This is a genomic window from Liquorilactobacillus aquaticus DSM 21051 (assembly GCF_001436755.1).
In the GTDB taxonomy this organism is placed as follows: Bacteria; Bacillota; Bacilli; order Lactobacillales; family Lactobacillaceae; genus Liquorilactobacillus; species Liquorilactobacillus aquaticus.
Genome location: NZ_AYZD01000017.1, coordinates 22,685 through 37,487 on the forward strand (window position 1 = coordinate 22,685; position 14,803 = coordinate 37,487).

Genomic DNA, 14,803 nt, shown 5'->3' on the forward strand with positions numbered 1-14,803 from the left:
AACAATCACTCCAAAGTTTATTTATTGCCATAAGTATAACAGATTTGTGACATGCTGAAGCATGACCTAAGACGGAAGATAGCACGTCAGGACCTCATACAACCTATTGTCCCTAATAATAAAAAAGAAACAAAATTCCACTAAAGCCATGGAATTTTGTTTCTTTTTAACTATAGATCGAGACCAGCCTTACAGTTAAGTTAAAGTTGATAAAATCATTGTAATTTTTTAAGCTCGGTCAATGCAGCATAAGCTAGTTCATGATCTTCTTCATCGGTTAAACCGGAGATAACTAGTACACCACTGAACCCAACAGTGGAAACATTTAATGGAAAGCCGCCGCCGACGATTGCATAATCGGTCGGAGAACAGCCGCTGGATTCAAAGAAAACTTTATTATCAGCATTGTACACGGTTTTTTCGTATAGAGAACTGTGTTCATATTGGGCGACCACATTGTACTTTTTCTTTGCCCAAAGATTATTTTCAGCAGTTGTTTGGTCTCCAGCACTTAAAAAAACTAGTCTTGATCCCTTATATATTTCAACAACTATTTTTTGATAGTTTTCCTTACTGACTTTCTTGATAACATTAACTAATTTAGGAACATCACTTAATGTGAAATGATTCAGAGTTGCCGTTTTTTCTTGTTCTGAAATCTCAGCTGTACTTTTCATATTTAACCTCCACATTTTCTAGATCAAGCTAAAGAGAAATGAGTATTGACTTTAACTGGTTTCCCAGTCTTCATGGACTCTTGTGCTGCTATTGCAGCTCTTTGAGCCATGATAACATCTTCTCCAGTGGCAACAACAGGTTTATCTTCTAAAAGAGAACTGATGAAAGCTTTCATTTCAGCGATATATGCTTCATGGTATCTTTGAACGAAGATAGGGAGTGGTTTTCTTTCGATCTTATTTGTTTCGTTATAAAGTTCAACTGTACTTTGACTAACATTTTCAGCTTTGAGCATCCCTTTTGATCCAAAGACTTCTACCCGTTGATCGTAACCATACACGGCTTTGCGGCTATTATCAATTAATCCGTAAGCCCCATTTTCAAATTGAAGAACAAGTGCGAGCGTATCGATATCATTGATATCCTTTAAGGTTGGATCGATGAGGGTGCCGCCTTTAGCGTAAACTTCACTGATATTGCTGTTCATCATGTAACGAGCCATATCGAAGTCGTGCATTGTAAAATCAAAGAGAAGGCCGCCAATTCTTTGAATTAGGTCATGCGGCAGCAAATCAGGATCACGCGAAGTTATTTTTACGATCTGAGGATTTCCAATGTTACCGTTCCGGACTTGTGTATAAATATCGCGGAACTGCGGATCCATTCTTCGGTTGAAACCCATTTGCAGTTTAACGCCATTTTTTTTGACTTCTTTCAAAACGTTTACGCTGGCGCTCTCAATAGTATTCATACTCAAGGGTTTTTCACAGAAAATGTTTTTTCCAGCTTTAGCAGCATCGGTCACAATCTGTTCATGAGTATCTGTTGATGTGAACACAAAAACGGTATCAATTTCAGGATTGTTCAATAAATCATGGTAGTCGGTGGTCAGATTAGTAAAACCGAGCTCGTTTAGCTTGTCAGAAAATTTATCAATGAAAACATCCGCTAGTTGAACAATGTTAACCTCCGGCAGTGTCATTAAATTGTGCAAATGCATTTGACCTGCTCGACCTAATCCGATAATTCCAACATTTATTTTTTTCATAAAAAAGAACCTCCTAGTGTTTTTTTAGTGTTGCTCGGGTCCAATACCCGTTTTTTGACCATATTGAAATTCTAATTGAATCTGTTCTAAGCTTTTTCCACGTGTTTCGGGCGCGAACTTCCACGCGAACCAAAAGGAAAGCAAGTTGCAGCCTACAAAAGCGATAAAGGTTGTTGATAACCCAATATTGGCTAATAGAATTGGGAAAACAAATCCTACCAGAAAATTACTTAACCAGAGAAAGAAAGTCGAGATCCCCATGCCAAGCCCACGTAAGTTTTGCGGAAAGATCTCTGACATTAGCAGCCATGTCGTCGGTGAAATGCATCCTTGGAAGAATCCAAGAAAAATCATCGTTGTCAAGATAACAAAATATGGTAAGAGAGCTGAATTGGCTAAAAAGGCAGAGACTAGTGCTATTGCCATTAAGGATAATCCAGTTCCAGTAATGCCAGTGAGAAGCATCTTTCTGCGGTTAATTTTGTTCATTAGGTGCATGCCGACATATGTAGCTACTGCAGAGACCAAACCATTGAAAATGTTGGCGACAAGAGCTGACTGATGTCCAAAACCAGATTTCATTAGGATAGTTGTCCCATAGTACATCATGATATTTATCCCAATTATCTGCTGCATAATTCCAATCCCAACACCTATCAAAATAAGTCTTCGCACCCAGGGAATCGTCAAATCTTTTAATTTTGCCTGTTTGGTTTCTTCTTCTTGCTTTAAAGCATGTTGAATCTGCATTATTTCTTTTGCAGCTTCATCCTTAGTAGAGCGAATAGAAACCAAGGTCTTTTCGGCTTCTGCAACCTTTCCCTTCATGACCATCCAACGCGGCGATTCAGGAATAATCAGCATGCCTACAAATAGACAGATTGAAGGGATCATGCCAAACGCGATCATCCAGCGCCAAATATTACTTTGTTCATTGAATAAAATACCAAGCAAAGCATTTACACTGAATGCTAGCAACTGTCCACCCGTGATCATCAATTCATTTTGAGTCACGAGTTTTCCACGAATAGACGGAGTCGATAATTCCGAAAGGAAAGTCGGAACGATAACAGAAGCTCCACCAACAGCTAAACCCAGACAAAAACGGAAGATAATCATTGTAAGAGCATTAGGTGCCAGAGAACAAGCCGCAGTGAAGACTAAGAATATGATCGACAAAAACAACATAACTTTTCGGCGACCGTAACGATCGGAAAGCTTGCCGGCAGTAAGAGCACCAACTGCTGCTCCTAATGTGATACCGCTTGTGACCAATCCTTCATCGGTAGAAGTTAAATTTAATTCCTGTGGGGAAGCCATGAAGGTCAAAGCACCATTGATAACACCTGTATCAATCCCGAAAAGAAGCCCTCCAAAAGTAGAAAGAATAGCAATTTTTTTCAGATTCTTTTTAGCGATGTTATTGCTAGAGCTCGTAGGCTGGTCGAGAGACTTATTTTTTGAGAAACTCATCAAAATCAACTTCTTTCGCATACGTTTTGGGGTAATTAAACAAAACCGGTTTGCCTAATTTATTGCTAGCTGCTGGGAATCAGGAAAAAGACTATTCTCTAAAAGTTCAATACCACTGAATTTCTTCTGCATTTAAAGTGAAATAATTAACAAAATTAAAGTGCGAAAAAGCTTTATTGAGAGTGATTAAGAACTTGCAGCTTTTAAATAAGATTTCGGCTAACTACCCATCGATTATTTCACGAGAACTTGTGAATGTCAAATCAAAGATATAAATCGATTACATTTTTTTGAATAAATTCAATAAATGCCTTTACAACTAACTATTTTGCTGATAACATGTGGGTGTAATCGAAAGAAAATTATTTTTTTATTCTATTTTGATACAAATTTCACAATAGATTGTTCAATATAAAAAAATATATTTATATGCTAAATAATATAAATTTATTTAGACTAAGAAGGGAGATTTAAGTGTGAAAAATCACAAGATTCTCAATGTGGGTATTATCGGAATGGGAAGAATAGGCAACGTTCATTATCAAAATCTGCTCACATTTGATGATGTGTCCGTGAAGACAATCTGTGACATCCTCGTAGATGAAGGTTGGAAAGAAAAATATCCAGCAGTTTCTACTCTTGTTAAAGATTACCATCAGGTACTGACTGATCCGGAGATCGATGCGGTTTTGATATGTACACCCACGGACTTGCACCCTCAAATTACAATTGATGCAGCAAGAGCAGGAAAGGATATTTTTTGTGAGAAGCCGGTTGGTTTTAAGAATGAGGACATTCTTGAAGCATATAGAGTGGTGAATCAGACAGGTGTGAAGTTTGAGGTCGGGTTTAATCGCCGTTTTGATAAACATTTCGACAGAATCGTGGAGTATCGTGATGAAAATAGAATAGGCGACCCGCAGTTATTAAAAATAACTTCACGAGATCCTGAACCGCCATCTCTGGATTATGTGGAACATTCCGGTGGTATTTTTATGGATATGACAATTCATGATTTTGATATGGCACGTTTCATCACCGGACAAGAGGTTGCTGAGGTTCATGTATTTGGAGATGTTTTGATCGATGATCGTATCCGCAAGTTTAAGGACATAGATACAGCTGTTATATCATTGAAGTTCGCAAATGGAATGCTTGGAGTTATTGATAACTCGAGGAAAGCCGTTTATGGATATGATCAGAGGATCGAATTATTCGGTTCAAAGGGCGTATCTCGAGCTGAAAATGTTTTGAATTCGGAAACAACTTTTGTTGGAAAAGAAGGCGCTTCGGCAGATACACCTATGTATTTCTTTTTACAGAGATACAAAGAGGCTTATGCACGTGAACTAAGGTCTTTCTTTGGAGCCGTTAGAGGGGAACATCCGGTTGCATGCAGTTTTGATGACGGTATTCGCGCTATTCGCTTGGCGGAAGCGGCAAAACGTTCTTTACTGAGCGGACAGGTTGAAAAAGTAGCTGAAATTAAATAAACAAGGAGGAATTTACAATGGATTTAGGTTCAATGAATAAGAACATTAAGTGGGGCATCGCACCGATTGGCTGGAGAAATGATGATATCCCATCGATCGGAAAAGAGAATAATCTGCAGCAATTACTAAGCGATATTGTTGTGGCAGGTTTCCAAGGAACGGAGGTTGGTGGGTTCTTTCCAGGACCAGATAAACTCAACTATGAGTTGAAGCTGCGTAATTTAGAAATTGCTGGTCAGTGGTTCAGTAGTTATATTATCCGTGATGGAATTGAGAAGGCAAGCGAGGCATTTGAGAAACACTGCCAATTTTTACAGGCTGTTGGAGCACCAGTAGCAGTTGTTTCAGAACAAACGTATACGATTCAGCGTTCGGATAATGCCAATATTTTCACAGATAAACCATTTTTTACAGACGCTGAATGGGATAAAGTTTGCGAGGGGTTGAATCATTATGGTGATATAGCCGCAAAATATGGTATCAAAGTTGCATATCATCATCACATGGGAACCGGTATTCAGACAAAAGAAGAGACAGATCGTCTGATGGCTAATACGGATCCTAAAAAAGTTGGTTTGCTTTATGATACTGGACATATCTATGTTTCAGACGGAGATTATATGAGCCTTTTGAAAGACCATATCGACCGAGTAGTTCATGTTCATTTTAAGGATGTGCGTAAGAAACAAGAAGCGGATTCAAAGGGCAAAAAACTTACGTTCCAAGAATCATTCTTAAATGGGATGTTTACAGTTCCTGGAGATGGAGATCTTGATTTTAAACCTGTTTATGACGAACTAGTGAAGCATAACTATCAAGGTTGGATTGTGATAGAAGCTGAACAGGATCCTTCAAAGGCTAATCCGCTGGAGATGGCACAAATTGCTCACAGTTACATTGAAAAAAATTTATTTTCAAAATAAAAAATATCATTAAGATAGGGGATTTTTATTATGACTAAAACAACAAAAGTAGGTATTATCGGGATTGGCTTTATTGGATCAGATCATTTGAACCGTTTGACTAAAACAATTGCTAACGTTGATGTGACAGCTGTTTGTGATATTGTTCCAGGCAAGGCGCAAAAAGTGCTGGATGAACAAGGGTTACAAGCAAAAGATTTTGCTGATTACCATGAACTGATCAACGATCCAGAGGTCGAAGTTGTGGTATGTACAGCAAGCAATGAAGCTCATTATGAAATTGTAATGGCTGCATTAAAAGCAGGGAAATTCTGTTTCTGTGAAAAACCTTTAGCATTAGATGCAAAACAATGTATGGATGTTGTAGAAGAAGAACAAAAGCATGGTCGCAGAATGCTGCAAGTAGGTTTCATGCGCCACTATGCACCTGAATATGTTCAATTGAAGAACATTATTGACAGTGGTCAAATCGGTGCACCTTTAATGGCAGATTGCCGTCACTATAACCAGACACAACCTGAAGAATATGACTCAACACGCTCAATTATTGAGACAGCAATTCATGAAATTGATGTTATGCATTGGTTGTTAAATGATGACTATAAGAACATCAAGGTTTATTTGCCAAAACAGACGCGCCATGTTCAAAACAAAGACATTCGCGATCCGCAAATTGTGGTAATGGAGACCAAGAGTGGTATTAACATCTCTGTTGAAGTTTTTGTTCGCTGTCAGTACGGGTATGACATAAAGTGTGATGTAATTGGAGAAGAAGGGGTTGCAGAATTGCCAACTGTTCCACAAGTAGCTTTGCGGAAAAATGCCAAGTACAGTACAGAAATTCTGACAGATTGGAAAGCTCGTTTTGAAAGTGCATATGATATTGAATTCCGTGATTTCATTGCACATGTTTCTGAAGACAAGTCGCCGGCGGGACCATCAGCATGGGATGGCTATGTTGCTGCAGTTACTGCCGATGCGGCTTTGAAATCGATTGAAGAAGGCGGAAAAACACAAGACCTTGATATCCCAGAAAGTCCTAAATTCTACAAAGAATAATAATTAGGACCAGATTGATATCTGAGGGATGAGGAGGAGTTGGAATGGATAAAGGTGTTGATACAGCTGGTCGCCCAAGCGAACGGCGCGGATATATGTGGTTCATTGCATTAATTACGTGTATGGGGTCATTGCTGTTTGGATACAATACTGCGGTAGTCAATGGATCACTTGGTTTTATGTCTGCTAAGAGTCAGTTGGCGCTTTCTCCGTTTAATCAAGGGGTTGTTTCAAGTGGATTGACGCTCGGAGCAGCCTTTGGGGCTGTGCTTGGCGGGCCGCTTAGTGATCGGATGGGTCGCAAACGTATTTTACTCTGGTTAGGAGCTGTCTTTTCTTTAGGAGCGTTAGGTTGTGCATGGGCTCCCAGTTCTGGAATATTACTAGTTTTTCGTTTTATATTAGGTTTAGCAGTGGGCTCGGCTTCAGCTAACGTACCGTTATTTTTAGCTGAAGTTGCTCCCGCGCATATGCGTGGTCAAATGGTTTCGATGAATCAATTGATGATCGTATTTGGACAGTTTTTATCTTTTGGTGTTAATGCTTGGTTAGGCAGTGTCTTTGGAAGCAATGCGGCTATCTGGCGTCTAATGCTGGGTGTTGCAACAATTCCAGGTATTTTGTTGTGGATCGGAATGTTTTTTGTCCCAGAAACTCCACGGTGGCTTGCGGCCCATGGACGTTATAAAGATGCGTTTAACTCACTTGTCCGCATTCGATCAAATGAGACAGCTGATTTAGAGATGAAAGAGATTAGAGATGCTATTCGAAAAGATAAGGAACAGGAAGAAAAAGCTGCATCTTTAGCAGATTTTAAAAAACCATGGATACTGCAAATTGTTATTACAGGAGCAACATTAGGCGTAATCCAACAATTTGCGGGAATAAATTCGGTAATGTATTATGGCACACAAATTCTCGAAGCTAGTGGGTTTGGTTCCAAGGCAGCTTTAATTTCAAATGTTGCCAATGGTTTGTTCTCATGTATTGGTGCGATTATCGGGATGTACACAGTTGACCGTTTAGGACGTAAGTTTTTAGAATACAGTGGGTTGACCGTTTGTGCGATCTGTCTCATCTGTGTCGGTTTAATCCGTACTTTTGCGAATGGTGCTTCTTGGTCAGGTGTTGCAGTTATGATTATTGTGCTGATCTATATCATCTTTTTCCAAGGTACACTTGGACCGGTTACTTGGTTGATTAATTCGGAAATTTTTCCTGCGCGTTATCGCGGTTTGGGAACAGGGATTACGATTTTTGTACTTTGGTTTGCCAACTTTCTTGTAGGACTGTTCTTCCCAGTTATGCTTTCAGCTCTCGGTTTGGCGACATCATTCTACATTTTCGCGGCATGTTGCATTTTAGGATTATTCTTTGTTCATGCGCGTATCCCAGAGACGAAAGGTGTTCGACTGGAAGAAGTTGAAAGTTATTTTAGAGCGAAGTACGATAAAGAATATAAAGGAACCTCTGCTATTAAGTAAATTAGGTTAATCTATAATAGAGCCCAGTACAGAATTTTGATATGGTTTTCTGTTTTTATTTTGGGCTTATGGTCCTAAGCCTTTGATCTAGGTTTAGGACTTTTTGTTTATTGAATAAAATAAGAAATTAGCAAGGTTTTTGAATTTAGATTATTATTTTAAATGAACGAAATACGCTATTTTAAGCAAAGGATCGGTGTTACGTTATGGAAAAAATTATTTTAGATTGTGATCCGGGACACGATGACGCAATAGCCTTAGTGATGGCGGTTCTATCGCCAAAAATAGATTTAAAAGCGGTAACGACATCCGCGGGGAATCAACTGCCTTCTAGAACATTAAATAATGCGATGCGGATACTTACACTTTTAGGCCAGAAGGAAATCCCAGTGGCATCAGGGAATAGAAAACCTTTGATGCGAGAGTTAAAAACGGGTGTGACAATGCATGGTATTTCTGGTCTTGATGGAGCTGACTTGCCCCAACCTGATTTCCCTATCCAAACTGTTCCTGCAATTGAACTGATTGCGAATGTGTTGCGACAGGAAAGTGAACCTATTACGATCGTTGTAACTGGTCCTTGTACCAACATCGCATTGTTTTTATCAATTCATCCAGAACTGAAAAGATCGATTAAAAGATTAGTTGTTCTTGGAGGGGGGATGGGAGTTGGAAACTGGCAGCCGACAACAGAATTTAATATGCTGGTCGATCCTGAAGCAGCTAAAATTGTGTTTGATGCAGGGATACCATTGGTTTTGCTTCCACTAAATGTGGCTTACAAAGCAGAGCTGCGTAGACAAGATTTGAAGAGAATAAAAGCATTGCGAACCAGCGTTTCTGATGCTGTCAGTTCTCTGTTGAATTTCTACGGACTACAATTTAATCATGGAAATAGACACTTTGATGGTGTGCCAATATATGACCCATGTACGATTGCATGGTTAATTGCACCAGAGATTTTTTCTGGTAAGAGATGTAATGTGGAAGTGGAAACAAAGGGAGAATTAACAGCTGGTGAGACAATAATAGATTATTATGAATTGACTAAACGTGAAAAAAATGCTTATGTCTTATTTGATATTGATCGTGAGAAATTTGCGGAGTTGGTTATTTCTACTTTAAAATTATTTTCCCAGAAAGGATGAGAGAATTATGAAAGCAATTGGCATCAACCAGTATGGGAGTTCAGGCGTTCTTGAAGAATTGACGCTTGATATTCCAAGTATCGGATCACGTGAGATTCTAGTAAAAACAAAGGCCTTTGCTATAAACCCGTTAGACGTTGCTATCAGGGAGGGTCGTTTCAATAGTTCAGTTCTGTTACTGTTTCCGACCATCTTAGGTACGGATGCAGTTGGAACTGTTGTTAAAGTGGGTGCTAAAGTTGAAAACTACCATGTTGGAGATGAGATAATCGCCCACGCGGGATATGGCACTTATGCAGAATATTTCTGTGTCTCACCGGAGCATATTGGTATCAGGCCCAAGCAATATGATGTTTACGAGGCAGCTGGATTACCATTATCAGGAATTACAGCATATAATGTTCTGATTCATCTGGCACAAGCAAGGGCAGGACAAAGAATCGTGATCTTCGGAGCTTCCGGCGGTGTCGGTTCGATGGTGGTTCAGATGGCCAAAGCTTATGGGTTGTCAGTGATCGGCATTGATCGAGCTATCAACAAAGCCTACGTCCTTAGCATCGGAGCCTATAAGTTTGTCGATATGGATAACTTTGAAGAGATCGAAGCTTTGCGGGATTCGGCAGATATTATAATTGATGCCACTAATGATGGATTAGGAACAGATATTGGGTTGAACTTAGTTAAAAAGAAAGGAATGTACGTTTCTTTAACGCAGCTGCCTGTTCAAAGAAACAATAAAAAAAAGGTAGCACTCAAAGTTCTTGTTCCACAGAAAAAGTATCTTGATCGTGATGCATTTGCAGCAATATCTTTAATGATTAGGAATAGACAGCTTTATACGCGAATAGATAAGGTGCTTGATTTCAATTTAGCCGATGTTAGAAAAGGGCAAGATTATGTAGCGGAAGGGAAGCATAGTGGAAAAGTTATTGTTAGCTTGACGGACTAACAATAGTTACCATACAGCTCACTCTCAGAAAAATTTGATTAAATAAATGCCAGCTACAATCACACCTAAACCAATAATTGAATTTTTTTGGAGCGATCGTCGAGGCACATTTAACCAACCAAACTGTTCAAGCAATAAACTGCCCACCAGCTGTCCGGTTAGCACAACCATGATAGCTAATCCAGTCCCTAATTGCGGCATGATAATGATATTGCCTAGAACAAATCCAGCACCAATGAGCCCGCCCAGCCAGGCCCAGTAGGGAAGTTTTTTAAAATCATTGAGTTTTAGCTGTCTTAGAATTGAATGTTCTTTTATGATAACAACCAATAGCAGTACAAGACATCCGGCCGAAAAAGAGATTGCTGCTGCAACTAACGATGAGGAAAAAACAATTCCCAAATGTCCGTTGATTGCAGTTTGCAGCGCACTAAAAGCACCTGTTATCAATCCGACAAGACGCCACCACCATTCAATATAATGGTTAGTCGCTTTGACTTTCGGCTTATTTTTTGTTTTTGAACTGAATATGATAGTTAATGTGCCTGCTAGGACAAGGAAGGCACCAAGTAATCTAAAAACTGTTATAGGGATAAGCTTGCTCCCAAATAGTCCCCAGTTATCAAGAAGCATACTCATAACAACTTGACCAATTATCGGCATTAAGACAGTCTGAAAACTGCCTAATCTGGATAAAAGCAAGACATTACCTGTCAAAAAGACGGCACCTAAGAAACCGCCAATCCAGAGCCACCAAGGTTGCTGGTGTATGCTAACTGTGGCGACTTCTGGTCTTGTGATTAAAAGTAGAAGAGATAAGGCGATGCAGCCAGTAGTAAAAGATAAGAATGAAGCAATTAAAGGCGACTTAGCAGCCGCCTTTAATCTACTATTAACTGCTGTTTGGATTGGTAGTCCGATTCCGAGAACAAATCCTAACAGAATAGCGTACATTTTAAATTACTCCTTTAGAAACTGTTTGATTTTATCAAAAGCTAATTTTTTGTTGCCAACTTGACAATGTCGCTCACCACCACTTTGTTCATCAAACATAATTTTGGTGACGGATTTTGCATTTACCAGTTTCGCAGCTTCAAAATCAAGTGCAGATGTTGGAACGTACATATCGTGGCTACCGGCTAATAGCAGCACATCTTGTCTGACATGATTCTCAATTCCAGCAAGCGTATATTTCTGAACATTTTTAATAAGATTAGTAGCTTTATTTGTGTGCATAATTTCATTTCCCTTACGAATTTTGAATGCCAAATCAACGTTTCCTTTGCTTGCCTTGTCCAATACAGCATCAATTTTTGCAGCAACTAGGGGATTGTTGATTTGCGCAAGCACATTGATTGAGGTTTGAGGTAATTTCATTGTGAGTGAATCTAACATACTATAATAAACATCAAAGGCGATAACTTTGTCAATACGTGGTTCAAATGCAGCCGCACGCATGGCAAGATAACCTCCTAATGACATACCCATCAAGTCAGCGTGTTTAAGATCATAATAATCTAAGATCTTTCTAACAGGTTTCTCCCATTCATGAGTCATAGCTAAGCCGTTTTTTAGAGCTTGTCCTTGTCCGGGACCTTCAAACAGAATAAAATTATAGTTTTTCAAATCTAATAGACCTTCGTTAAGGGTTAAACGAATGATCTCCTCCAAGTATGAATCAAAGCCTCCGTGGAAAAGCAAAGTTTTGGTAGCACCCGGCTGTTCCAACTTGGCAACGGGGAGATTTATGCCATCATATGGAACTGTGTCAAAAGCAATTTTTGACATACTGATACTCTTGTAAAATGTTTTTCGAAAGGCAGCATAGGTCTCATTCTTGTGGGGGTCACTTTCTGACAAGAAAAAATCAGCTAGCTGATAGTAAGCAGAGGCAAGTGCATTTTGCCCATTCTTTTCTTCGACTAATCCTAGTTGTTTCCAAACAGTGTACCAGCTTTTTTCATCCGTAATTTTTGAGACAGACTTTTTAATTGTTTGTTGAACAGAGACATTAGCATAATAGGGTTCTAGAAAACGGTTAATTTGGAAATTGAATTGTTCATTGTTAATATATGATTTGAACATTGAAGTACCTCCTTTATTATCTGTGAGTCGTATCTAGTATATTGGACTTGAATTTTGATTACGAGTATCAAATAATGTGTAGTTGTAACGTCTGTAACACGAACTATCAATGTGTAATGTATTTGACAGAATATGGGGCTTTCGATTATGAAAAACTTTAAATTATCTAAAACAGATAGAAATATTTGGCAAGCATTTTTTTCTTTGCTAGAAAGTAATGATTTTAAGTCTATAACTGTTAGCCAGATCTGTAGCGGAGCTGAAATCAGCCGACCAACTTTTTATCGCCACTATATTGACAAGTACGAATTATTGAGCTCAATTAACCATTGTTATGCAGTGGAACTTAAAGACTTTATTGACCAACGTCTGGAAAAATTTGACATTACTCAGACCTTGATAAGAATGACCGAATTTCTATCAAATAATTCGTCCAATACTCTAATGCTGTTAAACATTCATACACAAGAATCAGATTTAAACGAGTTGTTTAAATCCGTACTTCGAAAAACATTTTCAGACCATGTCCGGCAAAACCCAAGTCTCGTCAAATTGGAAGAATTTCCACTTGAGTACTTGTCAGATCTATATGTGGCTAATGCGATGGTTTTTTTGAATTATTCGTTAAAACATGGTTTAAACATCAATATTGTCAGAGCACTTAATCAGGCTCAGAAATTGATTTTTAAAAATCTTGAGTAAACTGCTGTGATTGAGTTTATAGCAATGGTGCTGGGCCAAAGGATAGCTTTTAAGATATTGTTTCACATGGAACTTTTTTAAATCTTCTGAAATTCAAACTAATAAGACAATTTTAATCTTTAATACGGTTCAAATAATATGCTTATTTAATATTTAAAAAGACTATAGCTGCTTGCTATAGTCTTTTTTATGCCCTTTTTGAATGTGTTTTTGCAGAAAGACTAGCTTTTAGTAAAAATATATTGTGTCTGAAACGTTAAGTATCCAACTCAATTATTCTATTTAACTACACTGATTTGTTAAAATTTCATATAATCGTGTAACATATTGATAAATAAATAGCTATTGTGTATACTTTTTGAATGTATGTGTAGAAATATTTACCCATAAAGGAGATTTTTATTTGAAAAAAATAGTAAAAGTTGCTTTTTTGTCTATAATGGCTTTGCTTGCCTTTGGAGTTGTTTTACCAAGTCGAGTTCATGCAGACACAAATGGCAGTATTTTTATAAGCAAAGCGGGCGGAACCGCTGAAGAAGATTTCCCAGGGGTTGAGGGCAACCCATTGGGAATTGCATCGGTTTTTCATATTTTTGCAATGCAAGCTAGACTGTCGGCCCATACAGCTGGTAATTTAGCTGTAGAAAATCTTGATGGAAAGGTAAACTTTGGAACGAATATAAGTGATGGCAAGTTAGCCAAAGAAGTTTCGTATATTCAAAATATTACTAGTATCCAGAACTCGTCTTTTGTACAAAGCCAGGGCAGTAGAACAAACAAGATTATATTGGGCAAAAATATCAATGTCGCTTATACGGACAATGGCAATCATTTAGCTTTTAATGACACAAAGATGGATCATGTGAAAGAAAGTGAAGTTTACCAAGATCAAGGAAATGAAAAGTATATTGATTTCGAAAAAGAATTTGAAAAGCTGAATGTGAATTCAAATACTTTAGCGCAAACAGCAACATCGTATACTATTAAAAATAGTGATTTTAGTGATGAAAACAATCGAGTGATAGATGTTTCTAAAATGAGTCCTAATGAAAATAATAAGATTATTATTAATTTATCTTCGGATATTTTAGAACGTGATCGTCCGTTAATAATTAATGGACTATCAAAAGAAGTTAACGCACCAACAGTTGTTTTTAATGTTGATGGGGATGGCTCAAATTACAATGTTGGATCTCAAATAAAGCTCAGATATAGTGATGGCACTGAGCGACATAACAAGGAGACAGAGGATTTCTCTGATGCGCATATTCTTTGGAATTTTGAAAACACGAAAAATGGTCAAGTTATTAATATCAATGCGGCCTTTCAGGGGAGTATTCTAGCTCCAAACGCAGAGTTAAATGCAAACCAAAATGTTGATGGGAATCTCATTGCTAAAACTATTAACATAAACTCAGAAACGCACCGGTGGGATTTGCAAAACACGACAGTATCAACGAGTACAACAACGACAGGTACCACAGAAGAACCGTCAACAAGCAGTACAACAACGACAGGTACTACAGAGGAACCGTCGACAAGTAACACAACAATGACAGGTACTACAGAGGAATCGTCAACAAGCAGTACAACAATGACAGGTACTACAGAGGAACCGTCGACAAGTAGTACAACAACGACAGATACCACAGAAGAACCGTCGACAAGCAGTACAGCAACGACAGGTACCACAGAAGAACCGTCGACAAGCAGTACAACAACGACAGGTACTACAGAAGAACCGTCGACAAGTAACACAAC

At 38.4% G+C, this 14,803-nt stretch carries 13 protein-coding genes; 8 read left to right on the plus strand and 5 right to left on the minus strand.

Features of this window, described 5'->3' with window-relative positions; genetic code table 11:
- Positions 1 to 215: 215 nt before the first annotated feature.
- From FC19_RS06005 to FC19_RS06015, 3 genes are read right to left on the minus strand one after another with little or no spacing between them, the layout of a single operon-like run.
- Positions 216 to 677 carry a heme-binding protein gene (locus tag FC19_RS06005; RefSeq protein WP_057876097.1) on the minus strand — a complete coding sequence of 154 codons (462 nt, stop codon included), beginning with the start codon at positions 675 to 677 and terminating at the stop codon, positions 216 to 218.
- Between the two features lie 23 nt (positions 678 to 700).
- Positions 701 to 1,726, minus strand: a complete 1,026-nt coding sequence (gene iolG / locus FC19_RS06010; RefSeq protein ID WP_057876098.1) for an inositol 2-dehydrogenase — start codon at positions 1,724 to 1,726, stop codon at positions 701 to 703.
- A gap of 24 nt (positions 1,727 to 1,750) precedes the next feature.
- Positions 1,751 to 3,220 carry a sugar porter family MFS transporter gene (locus tag FC19_RS06015; RefSeq protein ID WP_057876099.1) on the minus strand — a complete coding sequence of 490 codons (1,470 nt, stop codon included), beginning with the start codon at positions 3,218 to 3,220 and terminating at the stop codon, positions 1,751 to 1,753.
- A gap of 455 nt (positions 3,221 to 3,675) precedes the next feature.
- On the opposite strand from FC19_RS06015, the gene iolG (FC19_RS06020) reads away from it, so the two are divergent.
- From iolG (FC19_RS06020) to FC19_RS06045, 6 genes are all read left to right on the plus strand, one after another.
- Positions 3,676 to 4,692, plus strand: coding sequence for an inositol 2-dehydrogenase (iolG, locus tag FC19_RS06020; protein ID WP_083488385.1), 1,017 nt, complete (start codon positions 3,676 to 3,678; stop codon positions 4,690 to 4,692).
- 17 nt (positions 4,693 to 4,709) lie between these two features.
- Entirely contained in the window at positions 4,710 to 5,615 is a 906-nt protein-coding gene (iolE, locus tag FC19_RS06025; protein WP_235809325.1) for a myo-inosose-2 dehydratase, read from the plus strand.
- 30 nt (positions 5,616 to 5,645) lie between these two features.
- Positions 5,646 to 6,674: a Gfo/Idh/MocA family protein gene (locus tag FC19_RS06030; RefSeq protein WP_057876100.1), complete on the plus strand. Its 1,029-nt coding sequence runs from the start codon at positions 5,646 to 5,648 to the stop codon at positions 6,672 to 6,674.
- A 44-nt stretch (positions 6,675 to 6,718) separates the two neighbouring features.
- Positions 6,719 to 8,158, plus strand: a complete 1,440-nt coding sequence (locus FC19_RS06035; RefSeq protein WP_057876101.1) for a sugar porter family MFS transporter — start codon at positions 6,719 to 6,721, stop codon at positions 8,156 to 8,158.
- A gap of 206 nt (positions 8,159 to 8,364) precedes the next feature.
- Positions 8,365 to 9,306: a pyrimidine-specific ribonucleoside hydrolase RihA gene (gene rihA / locus FC19_RS06040; protein ID WP_057876102.1), complete on the plus strand. Its 942-nt coding sequence runs from the start codon at positions 8,365 to 8,367 to the stop codon at positions 9,304 to 9,306.
- A 7-nt stretch (positions 9,307 to 9,313) separates the two neighbouring features.
- A complete protein-coding gene (locus FC19_RS06045; RefSeq protein WP_057876103.1) occupies positions 9,314 to 10,255 on the plus strand; it encodes an NADP-dependent oxidoreductase in 942 nt (313 codons plus the stop codon).
- Positions 10,256 to 10,279: 24 nt separating this feature from the next.
- Here the strand turns inward: FC19_RS06045 and FC19_RS06050 are convergent, their stop codons facing one another.
- Together FC19_RS06050 and FC19_RS06055 are read right to left on the minus strand one after the other, a co-directional pair.
- The gene (locus FC19_RS06050; RefSeq protein ID WP_057876104.1) at positions 10,280 to 11,209 is read right to left on the minus strand and encodes a DMT family transporter; all 930 of its coding nucleotides are present in this window, start codon (positions 11,207 to 11,209) and stop codon (positions 10,280 to 10,282) included.
- Positions 11,210 to 11,215: 6 nt separating this feature from the next.
- The gene (locus tag FC19_RS06055) at positions 11,216 to 12,340 is read right to left on the minus strand and encodes an alpha/beta hydrolase family protein (RefSeq protein ID WP_057876105.1); all 1,125 of its coding nucleotides are present in this window, start codon (positions 12,338 to 12,340) and stop codon (positions 11,216 to 11,218) included.
- A gap of 147 nt (positions 12,341 to 12,487) precedes the next feature.
- Between FC19_RS06055 and FC19_RS06060 the strand changes: the two genes are divergently transcribed.
- Positions 12,488 to 13,042 (plus strand): TetR/AcrR family transcriptional regulator, encoded by a 555-nt coding sequence (locus FC19_RS06060; RefSeq protein WP_057876106.1) that lies wholly within the window; start codon positions 12,488 to 12,490, stop codon positions 13,040 to 13,042.
- Between the two features lie 403 nt (positions 13,043 to 13,445).
- On the plus strand, positions 13,446 to 14,803 hold a 1,358-nt coding region (locus tag FC19_RS11645; RefSeq protein WP_338037341.1), incomplete at its 3' end, for a collagen-binding domain-containing protein.

Bases quoted from the DNA above. Each gene is read 5' to 3' on its own strand.
- rihA (WP_057876102.1), top strand. From the start codon at position 8,365: ATGGAAAAAATTATTTTAGATTGTGATCCGGGACACGATGACGCAATA.
- FC19_RS06015 (WP_057876099.1), bottom strand. From the start codon at position 3,220: ATGCGAAAGAAGTTGATTTTGATGAGTTTCTCAAAAAATAAGTCTCTC.
- FC19_RS06060 (WP_057876106.1), top strand. From the start codon at position 12,488: ATGAAAAACTTTAAATTATCTAAAACAGATAGAAATATTTGGCAAGCA.
- FC19_RS06035 (WP_057876101.1), top strand. From the start codon at position 6,719: ATGGATAAAGGTGTTGATACAGCTGGTCGCCCAAGCGAACGGCGCGGA.
- FC19_RS06050 (WP_057876104.1), bottom strand. From the start codon at position 11,209: ATGTACGCTATTCTGTTAGGATTTGTTCTCGGAATCGGACTACCAATC.
- FC19_RS06005 (WP_057876097.1), bottom strand. From the start codon at position 677: ATGAAAAGTACAGCTGAGATTTCAGAACAAGAAAAAACGGCAACTCTG.
- FC19_RS06030 (WP_057876100.1), top strand. From the start codon at position 5,646: ATGACTAAAACAACAAAAGTAGGTATTATCGGGATTGGCTTTATTGGA.
- iolG (WP_057876098.1), bottom strand. From the start codon at position 1,726: ATGAAAAAAATAAATGTTGGAATTATCGGATTAGGTCGAGCAGGTCAA.
- FC19_RS06045 (WP_057876103.1), top strand. From the start codon at position 9,314: ATGAAAGCAATTGGCATCAACCAGTATGGGAGTTCAGGCGTTCTTGAA.
- FC19_RS06055 (WP_057876105.1), bottom strand. From the start codon at position 12,340: ATGTTCAAATCATATATTAACAATGAACAATTCAATTTCCAAATTAAC.
- iolE (WP_235809325.1), top strand. From the start codon at position 4,710: ATGGATTTAGGTTCAATGAATAAGAACATTAAGTGGGGCATCGCACCG.